This is a genomic window from Chryseobacterium sp. CG10_8 (assembly GCF_058117085.1).
Genome location: NZ_JBYVEB010000070.1, coordinates 1 through 17,054, shown reverse-complemented (window position 1 = coordinate 17,054; position 17,054 = coordinate 1). Strand labels below are relative to the sequence as shown.

13 protein-coding genes are annotated in these 17,054 nt (G+C 34.6%); 8 read left to right on the top strand and 5 right to left on the bottom strand.

Annotated features, from left to right (window positions below; genetic code table 11):
* The 6 genes from AC4AGG_RS11455 to AC4AGG_RS11430 form a co-directional block, all read left to right on the top strand.
* Positions 1–1,089: DUF695 domain-containing protein (locus AC4AGG_RS11455; RefSeq protein WP_489772139.1), on the top strand; the 1,089-nt coding region annotated here is incomplete at its 5' end.
* Between the two features lie 154 nt (positions 1,090–1,243).
* The gene (locus AC4AGG_RS11450; RefSeq protein WP_489772138.1) at positions 1,244–2,803 is read left to right on the top strand and encodes a sodium:solute symporter; all 1,560 of its coding nucleotides are present in this window, start codon (positions 1,244–1,246) and stop codon (positions 2,801–2,803) included.
* A 146-nt stretch (positions 2,804–2,949) separates the two neighbouring features.
* On the top strand, positions 2,950–3,801 hold the full coding sequence (locus AC4AGG_RS11445; RefSeq protein WP_489772137.1) for a transketolase: 852 nt from the start codon (positions 2,950–2,952) through the stop codon (positions 3,799–3,801).
* Between the two features lie 16 nt (positions 3,802–3,817).
* On the top strand, positions 3,818–4,930 hold the full coding sequence (locus AC4AGG_RS11440) for a hypothetical protein (RefSeq protein ID WP_489772136.1): 1,113 nt from the start codon (positions 3,818–3,820) through the stop codon (positions 4,928–4,930).
* Between the two features lie 9 nt (positions 4,931–4,939).
* Positions 4,940–5,887 (top strand): transketolase family protein, encoded by a 948-nt coding sequence (locus AC4AGG_RS11435; protein ID WP_489772135.1) that lies wholly within the window; start codon positions 4,940–4,942, stop codon positions 5,885–5,887.
* A gap of 370 nt (positions 5,888–6,257) precedes the next feature.
* The gene (locus tag AC4AGG_RS11430) at positions 6,258–7,982 is read left to right on the top strand and encodes a helix-turn-helix domain-containing protein (protein WP_489772134.1); all 1,725 of its coding nucleotides are present in this window, start codon (positions 6,258–6,260) and stop codon (positions 7,980–7,982) included.
* Positions 7,983–8,132: 150 nt separating this feature from the next.
* Here the strand turns inward: AC4AGG_RS11430 and ric are convergent, their stop codons facing one another.
* The 5 genes from ric to AC4AGG_RS11405 form a co-directional block, all read right to left on the bottom strand.
* On the bottom strand, positions 8,133–8,864 hold the full coding sequence (gene ric, locus AC4AGG_RS11425; RefSeq protein WP_489772133.1) for an iron-sulfur cluster repair di-iron protein: 732 nt from the start codon (positions 8,862–8,864) through the stop codon (positions 8,133–8,135).
* Between the two features lie 61 nt (positions 8,865–8,925).
* The gene (locus AC4AGG_RS11420) at positions 8,926–9,360 is read right to left on the bottom strand and encodes an RrF2 family transcriptional regulator (RefSeq protein ID WP_489772132.1); all 435 of its coding nucleotides are present in this window, start codon (positions 9,358–9,360) and stop codon (positions 8,926–8,928) included.
* A gap of 5 nt (positions 9,361–9,365) precedes the next feature.
* Positions 9,366–9,815, bottom strand: a complete 450-nt coding sequence (locus AC4AGG_RS11415; RefSeq protein WP_489772131.1) for a hypothetical protein — start codon at positions 9,813–9,815, stop codon at positions 9,366–9,368.
* A gap of 80 nt (positions 9,816–9,895) precedes the next feature.
* Complete coding sequence (locus AC4AGG_RS11410) at positions 9,896–10,366, bottom strand: Lrp/AsnC family transcriptional regulator (RefSeq protein WP_489772130.1); 471 nt, start codon at positions 10,364–10,366, stop codon at positions 9,896–9,898.
* Between the two features lie 127 nt (positions 10,367–10,493).
* Positions 10,494–15,245, bottom strand: coding sequence for a translocation/assembly module TamB domain-containing protein (locus AC4AGG_RS11405; protein ID WP_489772129.1), 4,752 nt, complete (start codon positions 15,243–15,245; stop codon positions 10,494–10,496).
* Positions 15,246–15,249: 4 nt separating this feature from the next.
* Between AC4AGG_RS11405 and tsaD the strand changes: the two genes are divergently transcribed.
* Together tsaD and AC4AGG_RS11395 are read left to right on the top strand one after the other, a co-directional pair.
* Positions 15,250–16,281, top strand: coding sequence for a tRNA (adenosine(37)-N6)-threonylcarbamoyltransferase complex transferase subunit TsaD (gene tsaD, locus AC4AGG_RS11400; protein WP_489772128.1), 1,032 nt, complete (start codon positions 15,250–15,252; stop codon positions 16,279–16,281).
* Positions 16,282–16,344: 63 nt separating this feature from the next.
* Entirely contained in the window at positions 16,345–17,037 is a 693-nt protein-coding gene (locus AC4AGG_RS11395) for an RsmE family RNA methyltransferase (protein ID WP_489772127.1), read from the top strand.
* Positions 17,038–17,054 lie beyond the last annotated feature (17 nt).

The following is a 17,054-nucleotide window of genomic DNA, read 5'->3' as shown; positions in this document are numbered from 1 at the left end:
AAAAATATTTTCGGCAGTTCTGCAAATAAATCAAATTCTTCTAACGACTTTTGGAGTTGGTTCAATAAAAATAATGTTAAGTTTTGGAAAATAGTTAAGGAAGGGGAAAAAATTGAGACTGATTTCTTCGACAGGCTTTCCCCAGAGCTTACAAAGATAAATGATGGTATCTACTTTCTGACAGGAATGTCCGATGAAAATACTGCAGAACTAATTTTGACCGCAGACGGAGTAATAAAAAACATCGTATTTGTAGAAGATTTAGTTAATGAAGCGCCTGCAATTTCTAATTGGAAATTTACCGCTCTAAAACCTGAATTGGACATCGAAAATGTCAGCATCAAATATGGTAATAAATTTGTTTTTTCAGGAGAAAATCTATTTTTCAAACCAGTGATCCATAATGATTATCCTGATGAAATTGATATAGTGATTTACTACGATGACTTCGAAGAGGAGCATAAAAATCATATTACAAATGGTATATTTATTTTTTTGGATAACTTTTTGGGCGAATTAACATCTGCAACTGCAATTGACAGTTTAGACGTCACAGCAAAACCAACAGATGACTCTGAACTAATTCCGATATCGAAATTAAAAGAATATCTACTTTGGAGAGAAAGTGAGTTTACGCAAAAATTTCAGAATACAAGAAGGAGTAATACTGATGAAGACAGCTACTCAAGTTTCGAAGCTACACTTAATAATGGTTTACCATTAATTGCCATTGCAAATACCTCTGTTTTAGATTGGGAAGACAGCCCATCACATCCATGGATTTTAAGATTTGATCTCAAATATGATGGTTCTAAAAACAATGGAATGCCAAATGACAAAGATTATGAGCTTATGAATACCTTTGAAGAAGACCTCATGGAACTCTTGGTTGATAAAGATGGTTACATCAATGTCGGTCGTGAAACTGCAGACGGACTGCGTCAAATTTTCTTTGCTTGTCATGAGTTTCGATTGCCATCGAAAGTAGCAAATCAAATTTCAAAAAAACATCAAGGAAAATTAAAAATTGACTATACCATCTATAAAGATAAATATTGGCAAACATTTGATAGCTTCAGAGGCCAATGAGATATTAAAATAAATTCATATTGCCACGAAAATACTTTTTTAAATAGTGTATTCGTGGTTTTTTTTTGTACGCAAATCAAACTATTCCTAAGTTCTTTCAATAATTACATTTCTTGTTAAAAAAACTATATTTGTGAAAATTTATATTTAACGAATGGATTCTTCTAAAATCTTACTGCTATTTGTTTTTGCTTATTTCATCGGATTATTGATCATTGCCTACTTTACAAGTAGAAATTCTGACAATCAATCTTTTTTTATCGGAAACAAAAAAAGTAAATGGTGGTTGGTTGCCTTCGGTATGATTGGTACCAGTTTGAGCGGTGTAACCTTTATTTCGGTTCCTGGAACTGTCGGGAAGATGACTCCTGGAAATTATCCATTCGGCGGTTTTGAATATTACATGCTCGTTCTTGGCTTTTTCATCGGATATTTTATTGTAGCAGCAATATTGTTGCCCCTTTACTACCGAATGAATCTGACGTCAATCTATACGTATTTAGGAAAGCGATTTAATGTTGAAGCTCATAAAATTGGTTCTACATTTTTTATTATTTCAAGGGCGATTGGTGCAACAGCAAGACTTTATTTAGTGGTTAATGTACTGCAGATATTTCTTTTAGAAGGAATGGGAATTCCATTTTGGGTGACCGCAATAGTTATTTTATTGATGGTTTTACTTTACACTTTTGAAGGCGGTGTTAAGACCATCGTCATTACGGATACATTGCAAACGACCTTTATGATTATCAGTTTGATTGGAGTTATTGTTTTTATCCTATCTCAACTAAATTTATCTGTACCAGAAGCATATACAGCATTATCTGCACGAGATTATACTCACTTTATAAATACGGATATCAATTCTAAAACATTTTTCTTAAAAACTATTTTGGGAGGAATTTTCATAACGATTGGTATGACAGGTTTGGATCAAGAAATGATGCAAAAAAATATTTCTGTTGATAACCTTAAGAACTCCAAAAAGAATATGTTGACCTTTGCTGGAACTCTTTTGGTAGTGAACTTAGCGTTCTTATTTTTAGGCGGTTTGCTTTATCTTTTTGCTATTCAAAATGGTGCAGAATACGGACAAATTACAGAATTAGTTGGTGGTAAAGAAACGGTAACTAATCTGTTTGGTTTCAAAGATGCAACTGGTCAAATAACCAATGTCATGGGCGATGATTTGTTCCCAACGCTTTCGTTGAAAGGATATTTCCCAATGTTCATCTCCGTGATATTTTTGATTGGATTAATTTCAGCACTTTTTCCTTCTGCAGATGGTGCATTAACTGCAGTTACGAGTTCTTTTTGTGTTGACCTTCTTAATTTGAATGAAGACCAAACTAAATCAGAAAAAGAAAAGAAAAGGTTAAGAATGAAAGTACATTTAACTTTCACGGTTATTTTCTTTATTCTTATTATGGTTTTCAAAGCCTTGAATGACAAATCAATTGTCTATCTCATTATGGAATTAGCTGGTTATACTTATGGACCTTTATTAGGATTATTTGCATTTGGTATTTTTACAAAATATCAAATCAGTGGAAAATACAAATTTCTCGTAGTTACTTTACTAGCTCCAGTTATTACGTATTTAATAAATTATTTAGTTACCACTTTTACAGATTACAGAATTGGTATAGAACTGATTATTCTTAATGGATTACTAACCTTTGTTGGACTATTGTTGGTTAGTGATAAGAAGTAAATATACTGTCAATGAAGAACATCCATACTCATTAATTTTGAAAGTGGATTGATTTTAAAAATTATTCCGATTGAGAAATCAATCGGAATTTTCATTTCCATAACCCATCAAAAAAACTTAAATTTGCGAAACTCAAAATTCTATTTATGAACAAGTCGTTCGAAGAACTCAAATCACTTACAACACAAGTCCGAAGAGACATTTTAAGAATGGTACATGCTGTTAATTCGGGGCATCCAGGCGGAAGTTTGGGATGTGCAGAATTTTTCACCGCACTTTACGGAAAAGTTATGAACTACCATCTTCCTTTCACCATGGAAGGCAAAAACGAAGATCTTTTCTTCCTTTCCAATGGACACATTTCGCCAGTCTTCTACTCTACTTTGGCAAGATTCGGATTTTTTCCGGTAGAGGAATTATCAACTTTCAGAAAGTTAGATTCCAGATTGCAAGGACATCCTACCACTCATGAAGGTTTACCTGGAGTAAGAATCGCTTCTGGATCACTTGGTCAAGGTATGTCAGTTGCCATTGGAGCAGCTCAAGGTAAAAAATTAGACGGCGATAACAGTCTGGTTTATACTCTTCATGGAGATGGCGAATTACAAGAAGGTCAAATTTGGGAATCTTTGATGTACGCTGCTCACAACAAAGTGGATAATGTGATCTCAACTATTGATTACAACAACCGTCAGATTGATGGAGATGTAGATCAAGTTTTGAGCCTTGGAAATCTAAGAGCTAAATTAGAAGCTTTTGGCTGGTTAGTTCTTGAAGAAAAGGAAGGTAATAATCTTGAAGCTGTAATTTCTGTTTTAGAAAGCGCTAAAGCTGAAACTGGTAAAGGAAGACCAATCGCAGTACTCCTTCATACAGAAATGGGAGCTGGCGTAGATTATATGATGGGAACTCACGCTTGGCATGGTAAAGCGCCTAATGATGAGCAATTACAAAAAGCTTTGGATCAATTGCAATTAGACGAAGTTACTGATTATTAAGCATTGTAGCATACCCATGAAAAACACATTTCTATTAATCCTCGCTTTCTGGTCAGCAATTACATTTGCGCAAGAAAAGAAGATAACTTTTGCAAAAGAGTTTGTGTACACATTTAAAGGAGAAAGGTCCGAATCAAATTCAGAAATTTCTATTTTGGCTTCTTCAAAGAATGAATTTTTAACAAAGGTCAATTCTAGAATCGATAACAATATAATGTTCTTTTCTGGTGATTTGGGGAGTACGAGTGTACAAATGGACTTTAACAGCAGGTTGGTCTATAGCGCAAAAATGTATCAGTTGATGCAGTCCATGAATAAAGATACTAATAAATCTGAAATTATTGCTCAAAAATTAGATTCTAAAGAAACGATTTTGGGTATGTCATGTCAGAATTATATGCTTAAATTTTTGATATCAAGATATCAAGATCAAGATGAAGAATTCCAAGTATGTATCAGAGAAGAGGATCCGTATAATACCTTTTCGGTATTGAATTACGGAGTTAACGAAATGTCAGGTAAAAGTTACACTTCAAAACTGAAAGGTTTGGTGCTTAAGTTTGGCCCTAAGGATAAATATGACCGTGAGTATTTTGTACTAAAATCTACAAAAGATATAGATAAGCAGGTATATTTTGACTTTGCAAAAAGCATGATGCAACAACAGAGAATTGCAGACTCTTTGGCAATGCAATGGAAAGAATGGAACAACTTAAATGACACTCTTGCTGTACCAACTGATTCTGCTTATGTAGAACTAGATTCTGCAATGTCAATTTATGATGACCTTATCGAGTATGAATCTTCATACAAAAAGCCAGTGAAAGGAGGACAATTAGCCATTAATAACCTTCCAACTGAGGATGCTTGGAAATCAGTTCCCTCCTATTGCAAAAATTTCCAGAAAGAAATGCCAACTTTTACCAACCGTAAAATCGAAAAACATTTAAAAAATTACCTAGGTCAACTTTGTGATATGTACCTTACCCAAAATATGTATCATAATGTAGATGTAAAGGTTACAACGGATGAAATGAGAAGAGAAATGCTCGAAATCATCCAACTCAGAGATCAACTGGATAAAAATGATAAAAAAACGTTAGACAATTATTTAGAACAACTGGATTAAACCCAAGACATGAAATATACTTACACCGAAAAAAAAGATACAAGAAGTGGATTTGGAGCAGGCTTAGCTGAGCTCGCAGACAGCAATCCTAATGTGGTTGCGCTTTGTGCCGATCTTATTGGCTCTTTGAAGATGGAGAAATTCATCGAGAAAGCTCCAGAAAGATTCTTCCAAGTGGGAATTGCTGAAGCTAATATGATGGGTATTGCAGCTGGACTTACCATTAATGGTAAAATACCTTTTACAGGAACTTTTGCTAACTTTTCTACAGCAAGAGTCTATGACCAAATTAGACAATCGATCGCTTACTCTGGAAAAAATGTTAAAATCTGTGCTTCTCATGCTGGATTAACTTTGGGAGAAGATGGTGCAACGCATCAGACTTTGGAAGACATCGGTATGATGAAGATGCTTCCAGGAATGACCGTTATCAATCCTTGCGATTATAATCAAACGAAAGCTGCAACTTTGGCTATTGCTGATTTTGAAGGGCCCGTTTACTTAAGATTCGGAAGACCAGCGGTTCCTGTTTTCATCCCTGAAGATATGCCTTTCGAGATTGGAAAAGGAATTCTTTTACAAGAAGGGACAGATGTTACCATCGTTGCAACAGGACACCTTGTTTGGGAATCATTAGTAGCAGCAGACGAATTGGAGAAAGAAGGTATCTCTTGCGAAGTTATTAACATCCACACCATTAAGCCTTTGGACGAAGAAATTATCCTAAAATCTGTTGAAAAAACAGGTAAAATAGTTACTGCTGAAGAGCATAATTACATTGGAGGACTAGGAGAATCCATTGCGGGAATGTTAGCCAAAAGACGCCCAACAAGACAAGAATTTGTTGCCGTTAATGATAAATTCGGTGAAAGTGGAACCCCTGCTGAGTTGATGAAGAAGTATGGTATCGATTCTCATGCAGTAAAAGAAGCTGTTAATAGAATTTTGAACAAATAAGAAAAACCTCAGATAATTATCAATAAAGAGCCACAGAAATTCTGTGGCTCTTTCGTTTAATGTAAAACTTAATTATTAAACTTCTAATAAATGGTTTGATGGAAGTGCGGAAAAGCAAATTGCTTTCGCAACATTTATACATCAAATATAGGCTGTTAGCCATAGAGAAACCTAAATTTTGAGCTACTAATTCAAAAGTAGTTGTCTCAATTTATAAATTAGGACGTTTTTCAGACTAGTTAACTATTTAATTATCAATTATTTGGTTTAATATATTAGAAATCTGCAAGAAAATTTCAAATAAAACCAATTCGCAACAAAAAATTCATTGATAATGGCTATTTTTGGGTAGACATCTAGTTAAAAAATTGTGAAACGAGGATTTTTTTTAACGACCTTCTATTTGATAGTTTTCTTTTTTCCGAGTCAACTACTTTTGGGGCAAAGCGAAAAAGAAATCCGAAAGCAATATGAAGGTTATTCCATCGATGATGAGAAAGCTATTCCTTTGGTTGCAAAATTCATTTCCTACTCTAAGAAAATCAAAGATCCTCAAAAACTGACTCAAGCATACAAAGATGCCGTCTATTTTGCCAACAGAAAAGATAAGCTGCTCTATGCCGATAGTTGTATAGTTGTTGCAAAGAAGACTTCAGACAAAGATCTCATCGCTTCAGCCTACATTTTGAAAGGAAGTATCTATTACTTCAATTTTAGAAACTACAAAGACGCCTTGGATGAGTATCTTAAAGCTTATGATTATGGAAGAAATTCGGAGGATCAATATTTAAAGTACAAAATCATTTATCATCTAGGGATTGTCAAAAGTTATCTTGGTTATTATAACGAAGCTTTGACTCACTTTGAGGATTGCATTAATCACTTCGAACCAAATACCATTGGAGACCTGCATACCAACGAAATCTATAACAATACAAAAGGCTACCTTAATTCGGTCAATCAATCCATCAAATGCTATCGAAATCTAGCGGTTCCCAAATTGGCTGACTCTTTGATAGATTTGGGGTTAAAAAAGACTTCCAATTCTACAGAATTTGAGCTTGAAAAAAATTATTTTCTTCAAAATAAAGGAATCTCCGAATACCAAAAAGCTAAATACAATAGTTCGATCCAGTATCTTAACCAATCCCTCCCATCTATATTAAAAAATGACGATTTTGCAGGTACGGCCGTAGGATATTTTTACTTAGGCAAGAATTTTCAACGGATTAATAAAGATTCGATGGCTATTGCATATTACAAAAAAGTAGACTCTCTATTTGTGAAGCATGATTTCATGCTTCCCGAGCTTCGAGAAAATTACGAAATTCTCATTGAATATGCTAAAAAGAATAATGATACCAAAGACCAACTATACTACATAAAGGCTCTTTTGAAGGCAGATAGCATCGTTAATCACGACTATAAATATCTTTCTTCGAAGCTTCATAAACAATATGATACACAAACTTTGACACAAGAAAAAAATCAATTAGAGCGAGACAATCTTATCAAAAATATTATCTACATTGCTTCTGTCCTGCTCATAGCAACCCTAGGATTTTCACTTTACCTAAGAACGAAAAGAACAAAAAAAATATCCGAAAAATACAGGCTTCTGCAAGAGAAAATCAAAAATCAGGAGCAATCCGAAGAAGATCATTCTACTCCTACACCGAATAATTCTGAAGAAAAGGAAACTAACAGCCAAGAAAATGGACTTAGTGAAGAGGTCACAAAAGACCTGATGCAAAAACTTCAAAAATTCGAAAAGGAAAATATGTTTTTGGAAAAAGGAATCACATTAAATAAACTTGCGAAGAGATTCAACACCAATACCCAATATTTGTCTCAAGTGATTAACGAAAAAAAAAATCATAATTTCAGTAGGTATCTTGCCGAGCTAAGAATTAATTACATCACTCGAGAGCTCAACCGAAATCCCAAAATGCTCAATTATAGCATCGAAACTCTTGCATCTGAATGCGGTATTGCATCTCGTCAAAATTTTTCTGACCTCTTTCGAGAAATTACGGGACTTAGACCCAACGATTTTATCAACGAAAGACGAAAAGAAATGAAAAATGAAGGTTAGAATCTAGTTTCGTTGTATTATTACTCATCGAAATTAATTTGGGATCAAGAACATCTTCATTTAATCTTTAATATCATTCCGCTTTTACTAATCCCAGAAAAAAATGCTTCAACCTTGTGGTTGAAGCATCCAAAAATAAACTAGATAGGTCTACTGCTGTCTCAAGCGCTGCTCTAAAGCAATAGCTTCCGGAAACAGTATATTATTTTCGATATGGATATGCTTGTGAAGGTCATTTTCAAATTCTTCAAGCATTTTAAAGATTGTTGCATAAGTACTACAAGCTTCAGCAGGTGGCTGATAATTACTTGTAAGTTCTGCAATTTTTCGGAAACGATCACCTTCGATGTCATGCTCATGCATCATCATTTCAACTGGATTTGCTACCGTACCAAAGTGAACATCTTGTAATGGTTGCCCTGACCTTTCAGAACTGATCATAGCTCTAATAAATGGAAAAAGAATTAACTCCTCCTTCCTCAAATGAGCAGACAAATCTTGTGCAGATGCATTAAATAATTGGTAGACCTCAATCAATTCCGGGTGATTACCACCGTGCACGCGACTCACCTTGTCCAAAAATTGCAATAAAATTGGAATCTTTTCTTCGATATATCGATGATGAACTTTCTCAACGTAATCTGCTAGTAAATCCAGCGGAAAGGTTTTGAAGTCAATACCATCTCCAACATTAGATTTTTCGGCAAGGTCACTAATTTCTTGATAGATTTTTTCTGGATTAATCTTCTTGATGGAACAAGCTTCTTCTACACTTCGATTACCTTTGCAGCAAAAATCAATTCCATATTTTTTGAAAATTGCCGCTGTTCTGAAATCTTCGGAAACAATTTCTCCAATCGTTTTATTCTCTGTTAAAGTCATATTCTTACATTTAATTATACAAATGTAAGATAAATTTTTAAATCGGACAAAATTGTCTTAATTAAATTTTTAGCATAAAAATACCCTGTTCTGTCTTGACAGCTAAGTCGTGCAATGAGAACTTCTGAGACATTTCTACAAGACCTTTTCTAATATTTTTGAAATCGTTATGTACGGGGCAAGGATTAACATCCGAACATTCTCTAAGTCCCAACCCACATTGACTAAAAAGCGAAGGGCCATCAATGATTAGGATGACATCGTAGATTTTTATCTGCGATAACCTTTCTATATCGAATTGAAATCCCCCCTGCTTTCCCCGAACGGAATCGAGTAAACCCGCCTTGCACAGCTGTTGTAGAATTTTTGCAGTAAAAGCTTCAGGAGCATTAACAGCACTAGCTACTTCCTTGACATTAACCCTTTGATTCGAAATACTCTGCTTTGCAATATAAATACAGGATCTAATAGCGTATTCGCAAGCTTTTGAAAACATAATAATTATTTAAAGAACTGCCATTTCGGAATAATCACCAAAAGCCCAACTGCGAAATAGATAAAAAGAGCATTGATATCCGAATATAAAAATGTGGAAAGAAAATACTGATGCATTAAGAAATGTGCAAAAACTGAAATAGGAAACAGAAATACCCCAATTTTTCTATAAAAATAAATAAAAACAAGAGATATAACCATCACAAAATCAACAGAAAAAATAAGGTAAAAGTAATTTTCCGGGATATTAAGATCCTTTCTGTCAGAAAATTGAGCCAAATCTGTATTGATGGATAAAAAACTAGCAATAAAAATCAATACAAGTACTATAATAAAACCAACGGATTTCCTATTAATAGAAGTGCCTTCTGTTGTCATTCTGTATATTTTAAGAATTGCAATATTAGTTAAAATTAAAGAAAAACCGTCAGTTTCATCAACCAAAGTTCTTTCCAATAACAACTAATTTCATTGATAAAAATAAAAAAAACTTATGAAAAATTTTCATAAGTTTTTTTATTAGGATTTAATGCAATTTAGATTGTAACTGCATTAATCAAACGATTTTTGTCGCTTAAGTATTCTTCCATAGAAATCATACTTTCTGTACGCATAACATCTTGGATATCATCAATTTGATAGATGATTCTCTTAGCATCTTCCGTATTTTTGGCTTTCACCTTACAGAAGATATTATATTTTCCAGAGATTACACTGATTTCAACAACATTAGGAATCAAAGCTAACTCCTTCAAAACCTCTTGTGTCCTGTTGGATTTGGTTAGCAAAATACCAATAAATGCGATGAAATGGTAATCCAATTTGCTATAATCAATAATCAAAGATGAACCCAAAATAATTCCTGCATCTTCCATCTTTTTCACACGTACATGAATGGTCCCTGCAGAAACGTCCATTTGCTTAGCAATTTCTGTAAAAGGCATCCTTGTGTTCTCAACTAAAAAGTCTAATATCTTTTTGTCGATTTCATCTAACTGATAATTCATTGTCTTATTATAAAATTATTAAAGATTGATTAAATTTTTTACAAATTTACGAAAAAAATTGATTTGTCAAATTTTTAATAAAAAATTTATATCTTTTTAACAATTTTTTCAGAATTGGGATTTATTGCTATTTTATTGTTGCATTTTTTGCCGAATCAGTTAACACACTATCAGTTTTCGCTTTTTCTTTTTCGCTATCTTTTTTCTTTCTTCTTAACACGTTTTTGAAACTCTTAGAAAAGACAACCCCAAATCCATATGCTTGATTATTAGAAGATCCATAACCTGCTACACCAACATTCATCGGTTTTGAATATACCCTAAATAGTCTACTACCGTCAATGTTTTTCGACCAATCCCATTCAGCAGTACCTTCTCCCGTAAGATTTTGATTGGTCTCCGTTGTCGTACTCCTTGCAATAGGAATACCCATCGCTCCTCTCAGCTTCAACCTTGGAGAAACATTAACACTTAAAGCTGTATTTGCTTGATCTGCAGCGTTTGAATTAGATGCCGAACTTACATAATCAAAGTCGAATTTAACCCTTTCACTGATGGTGTTGATTACACTTGACAACAACTGTGCTCCAAGATTGATTCCACTGTCTTTAGCTATATTTCCCATATTAAACTGTATACCTCCCGCATCAGTGACATTGAACTGGTTGAGAGCGAGGATCGATCCAAACTGCACAGCTCGCTCCTCAATTGTACTTAGTCTAGAACTTAGTGCTTGTTTTACCTCACTAGAAACGCCTGTTGCAACGATGTTATAGTCGATTTCTGGCTTTGCTAAAGTATTACCAATCTCAATTTGAAGGGTAATATTAACGGGTTGAAGAGACATTTTGAGATAATCACCAGCATTAGATACAGTTCTATAATAACTTGCTGTTATATCTAGATCTGGCTCCATCGCACTTCCTCCATGACCTCCCCAGGTAATTTTGCTTCCTTTATCAATCTCAAATTCCTTAGTAATACCAATCTTTGAGAGATAGGTACCGGACTCAACCGTATATGCACCATCCATCGTAATGTTCCCGCTACGACTCATGTTGAAGTTAAGTTTTTTCGAAAATCCATTGACCGAGATATCTCCATAATCATCCCCGACCAACACATTAACAGTTGTACCTTTATTAACTTCTAAGTTGAAGTCAATATTCATGTTAACACCAGATTTCTTCTTTTCCTCTAGAGTAACAATACCTGCATTGTCTTCTTTAAGGAATCTAAGCAATTTGAAGCTATCCGAACCTGAATTAGAATTAGAGTTAAATGTAAATACACTATTATCCAAAGCTTTCATATTAGGCGTGGATAAACTTAGTGAACTTACTGGACCTTCAACATAGAGGTCTCCTTTTCCGTAAACAGTCCCCCAAAACAAGTCAAAATCTTTCTGTTGTGTATCTAGCAAAATCAAATTATCAGCTCTTAAGATTAGCTGTACCGCCATCGAACTCAAGGTCTCAAACTGAATTGCTCCAGAAATACTCCCTTTAGAATTATCTCTAACATCTTTAACTCCAACATCATTGAGAATTGCCAAACCTCGATAAAGATTAACAACTGTATCATCAAAAGTATAATCTACATTTGTAAAGTCCATTTTCAAACCAAAGTCACTTAATCCTATATCACCTTCATAATTAATATCATCCACTTTTCCGTTAATGGCTAGTATTCCATTGGCTTTACCTCGCAAATTACTGAAGATACCTTTCACAAACTGATTCGCGAATTTAAGGTCAAAATCGTTCATATTTGCCTTAAGATCCAACGTTGGTGACTCTGTATTATTATCAATCGTTCCGGAAAGTTTCAATTTATTCTCTCCAAACATTTCCGAGGAGTTAACGATTCCCTCTACACTATAAACATTAGGTATATCACTATTTTTGATATCTAACTTGATGCCTCCTAGATTTTCGTTGTTCATTTTGAGGTCATCAACAGTGAGGTTAATCAGAGGTTCAAGACTTTTTCCAGTTTTTCTAATCTGCATTCCGCCATTAGCAATCCCTTCCAAATTAAGAGAGTTTCCTCCTTTCTGCATCTCAAGAATTTTACCAATATCAAAATTCTGAACTTCTACATCTGCATAATAATTATCCCCTGATTTGAATTCGCCTTTTTTAATAAACAATTGACTGTCATCCGAAAATATCTTTAGGTTTTCGACAATGATATCGCCTTCTTTTTTTCGATAGGTAATAGAATGATTAAGTTGAGGATCCGTATCTATTTGCCATGCTACATTATTAAGTTTAACCTCGGTTGGATCAAATCTCACAACATAATCTCCATTAGCATTGGTTGATTGATTAAAATTAATTGCATAATGCTTCAGTTCGTGACTTTTCTCTTGTTCTGGTGTTCCAAAATCAAAATTTGTCGCCACATGAAGCACCTCTCCTGTTTCATTATTACCAGTAAGTGTGATATCCCTAAATATATTTTGATTGTACTGTAACCTTGCAATATTTGCTGAAATTACCTCTGACTTGTTGGCTGTATTAATCTTGACTGCTAAATAATTAGCCATAATACTATCTCTTGTCACAAGATCTTGCTCGTTAACTTTGTAGTCTGGATTAACTTCTGCTAAAGCCTTTTCAGCGTCAGAAATCACTTTTTTCTTAATCATTACATAGCGTAATTCTGGAGCATTAACATTAAGAATGAGATCATTGGTATTTCCTTCGTAAGCTCCCTCTATTTTCGCTCCCTGAATAATCTTCAAATCTGGAACAAAATAGTTCAGTAGGCTTTGCTGAACATCAAAATTCATGATAAAGTTTTGATTTCGATACAATTTTTGAGGATCTGGACCAGCTAAAATATTGTTAAGACCATTCTGGATCATTCCAGCTAAATCTTCCAAATCAAATTTCCCCGAAATCTTTCCTGCCACAACTCCAGGCGCGTCCACCGAAACTATTCTTTGACCATTTTCAAAAAACGCCTTCACAGAAGCATTGGGAATATTGTAATTGCTCGAACCATTGCGAAACTTAATATTCTTCAGTTCAGTATCGATATCAAGGTCATTAATGCTGGACATTGCAATTTTTCCATCAATATTTCCAGAGACTATTTGCTGTCCTTTTGCTCCTGAAAAATAATTCAAATTAAGATACTGTACATCAGCTGCAATATCAGCTTTGATCCTGGAAGTTTTAAAATCAATAAAACCATCAACCTTAGCCTTTGCTTGTTCATCAAGGACGTTGATGATTCCCGTATAAGTTCGATGATCAAGTCGTCCATCCAAATGGATATTATTAATCTCTTTGTCTAAAATCACAATTTTGGAAACATCTGATTTGGTCTTAATCCTCATCGTGTTAACATCAAAGCTTTCTCCATCAATATTAAACTTCCCTGAAATAAGTCCTACTTGCTTGTTTTTAGTAATTACAGACGAATTAAGATTAGTGACATCGGCATATCCTTTATATTTCGGCAAAGTGGTACTAAAATCTGTCAAATAGAAGTTAGAAATCTTGGCTTGACCAATTCCAGTAATCAAATCTCCTTTAGCAACATATACTTGCTGTGGTGTTACGCTTGCATCGCCACTATATCTTAACCTTCCAAAATCGTCTGCAAAATTTTTCATTTTTGCCGAAATGAAAGTTGGCATCATCGCCTTCAAATCAATATAAGTAAAATCAGCTGAAAGATCCTTAGTCTCAATAAGGAACTGACCTGTTAGCAAATCTTTAAAGCTAACATCTTTGGATTGTATAGCAACTTTTTGATTCCCAATAACGAAATTCTCCAAACGGAAATCGTTAAGTGGACCTGCCATTTTTCCAGATACATTGACAGGTTTGTAATTGTCCCAACGCGGAACAAAATAACTGATATCATAACCGCTAATTTGGCTCCCTCTTTTCAAATTGAGATCCCAAACCACTTTGTTAGTGAAATCCGTCCATTTTCCATTATCCAAATTGAAAACAATATCACCTTGTAATAAACTATGGTCCGTATTAATGGTCGCGTCTTTGAGTTGTAACCCTTTCTTGTTAAGCGTAATATCGGTCGAAAAAGTTTCGACAAAATGTTTTTTTCCGTAACGTTCTGTAGTAAAGGTTAAGTTATTAACTTGAGCAAAAACTTCGCTTCCTTTTACCTTCAACTTAGGAGCTACCAAATTAAAATTGGTTGCGGTAAGCCACTTTCCAGCGTCACCTTCACTATTTTGATTGACAATAGAAACCTTTGAATCAAAGATGTTAATCCTCGAATTCATCTGAAAAACTGGCTTCTTCGGATCTCTTGATTTTCCAGTATCAAAATTGGAAACATAGCGAATAAAGTTAGATATAGAATCTCCTTTGTAAGTGACTACTTTGATATCCGCCTTCTTTAGTGTAATACTTTTGAAACTTAGAGAATTGGTTCCACTAATGGCATTTTTAGCTAAAATAAACCAATCCGAATTGGCACTGACTTCCTCAGCTTTGATGAAATCTAAACCTTTATAATCGAGAATCTTAAGTCCTTTGATGGTAACATCTCCAAAATAATCAACATCCACACTTTCTGTGGTCATATGAGCTTTGAAATCCTTATTCAACAAATCCAAAGCTTTATTAGCAGCCCATTCTTTGGTAACATCCAGATTGATAACAATGAAAAGAATTGTAAAGATTGAAAAAACGGTCCAGAAAACGATTAACAACAATTTCTTCCACCATTTAAGACTTTGTACATCATGCTTTGCTTGATCCATAATTTCATGCGCAGCGTCAGATGGATGGTCAATAGCTTCTTTTACAAAATCCTGCGTCTCATGCAAAGCATCTCCTACTTTGTCAGAAATGGATTTATTTTTATCGTTATTATTCTCTAAATTTGCCATTGTAATGAATGAATCAATAATTTTAGCGATTGAATCCTCTTGTGATGATACTTCAGCATCAGTTATCAAAGGGAATACGATCCTTTCCAATATTGCAGCTAATCAAGAAATCCACAACGAATATGGTGGAGTTGTTCCAGAATTAGCGTCAAGAGCCCATCAGCAAAACATTATCCCAGTTGTACAAAAATCACTAAACAAAGCAAATATACAACAAAAAGACATTCAAGCCATAGGTTTTACCCGAGGTCCTGGACTTTTGGGTTCTCTTCTTGTTGGAGCATCTTTTGCAAAATCTTTAGCGATGAGTTTGGATGTCCCATTAATCGAGGTTAACCACCTTCAGGCGCACATTCTTGCTCACTTTATTGCGGATGCAAATCCTATGCCTCCCAAGTTTCCATTTTTGTGTCTAACAGTGAGTGGAGGACACACGATGATTGTATTGGTGAAAGATTATTTCAAAATGGAAATCATCGGCAAAACCCTTGATGATGCCGCTGGTGAAGCCTTTGATAAAATTGGAAAAATCCTTAATCTCGATTATCCAGCAGGTCCTATTGTTGATCGTCTCTCTAAAGAAGGTAATCCCGACGCTTTTACTTTTAGCAAACCGAAAATGGAAGGCTATGATTACTCCTTCAGTGGTACCAAAACTTCAGTATTGTACTTCATTCAAAAAGCAGTGAGGCAGAATCCAAATTTCATTGAAGAAAATCTTAATGATATTTGTGCTTCGGTTCAGAAAACCATTGTTAGTATTTTGATGGAAAAATTAGAAAAAGCAGCTGAAGATTATGGAATTAATGAAATTGCAATTGCAGGTGGCGTTTCCGCGAATTCTGGTTTGAGAGATGCCATGAAGCTCAATGCGGATAAAAAAGGTTGGAGCACCTACATCCCAAAATTCGAATATACAACGGATAACGCAGCAATGATTGCGATGGTCGCTCAATTGAAATACGAACGAGGTGAGTTCTGTGATATTGAAGCTGTTGCAGATGCTCGTTACAACTTGGAGGAAGATTTCGAATAATTTTTCTTTTTTTTAAATTTAAACTAAATCTTTAGCACAACTTGTCGATAATTTTTGATTGAAATGAAACTATTTTTTGGACAGATTTTTCCCGAAGTACAACTTGACGAATTGGAAGCGCATCACATTTCCAAAGTTTTGAGAATGAAAGATGGCGAACATATCACCATTACTGATGGAAAGGGTAATTCGGCTAATGGACAAATCGCCATTCGCGGTAAACATATTGATTTTGAGACAGAAAACATCATTGAAAACCATCCGCCTTTTGTTCCAAAACTTCATATTGCGATTGCGCCTACCAAGAACATCGACCGAATCGATTTCTTCGTAGAAAAAGCAACTGAATTGGGTATCTCTGAAATTACTTTTCTGCAAACCCAGAATTCTGAGAGAAGTCATCTCAAGATTGAAAAAATTGAAAAGCAAGTCATTGCAGCTTCGAAGCAGAGTTTGAGATTTCATTTTCCAAAAATTGGCGGATTGGTCAAACTCAATGATTTTTTGAATTTGGTCAATCCACAAACTACATTTGTTGCGCATTGCGACCAAAGCTTGGAAAGAATTAATCTTAATGAGATCCCACCTCAAGAGGAATATACTTTTCTTGTAGGTCCTGAAGGTGATTTCTCTGTCCCAGAAATAGAAATGTTGGCGAAAAAAGGAATTAAAGGTGTCTCTCTCGGTCCTCAACGCCTTCGAACAGAGACTGCAGGTGTCTTTCTTTCTGCATGGAATTATAATAAAATGTTCTAAATTTTATTGTAATAAAA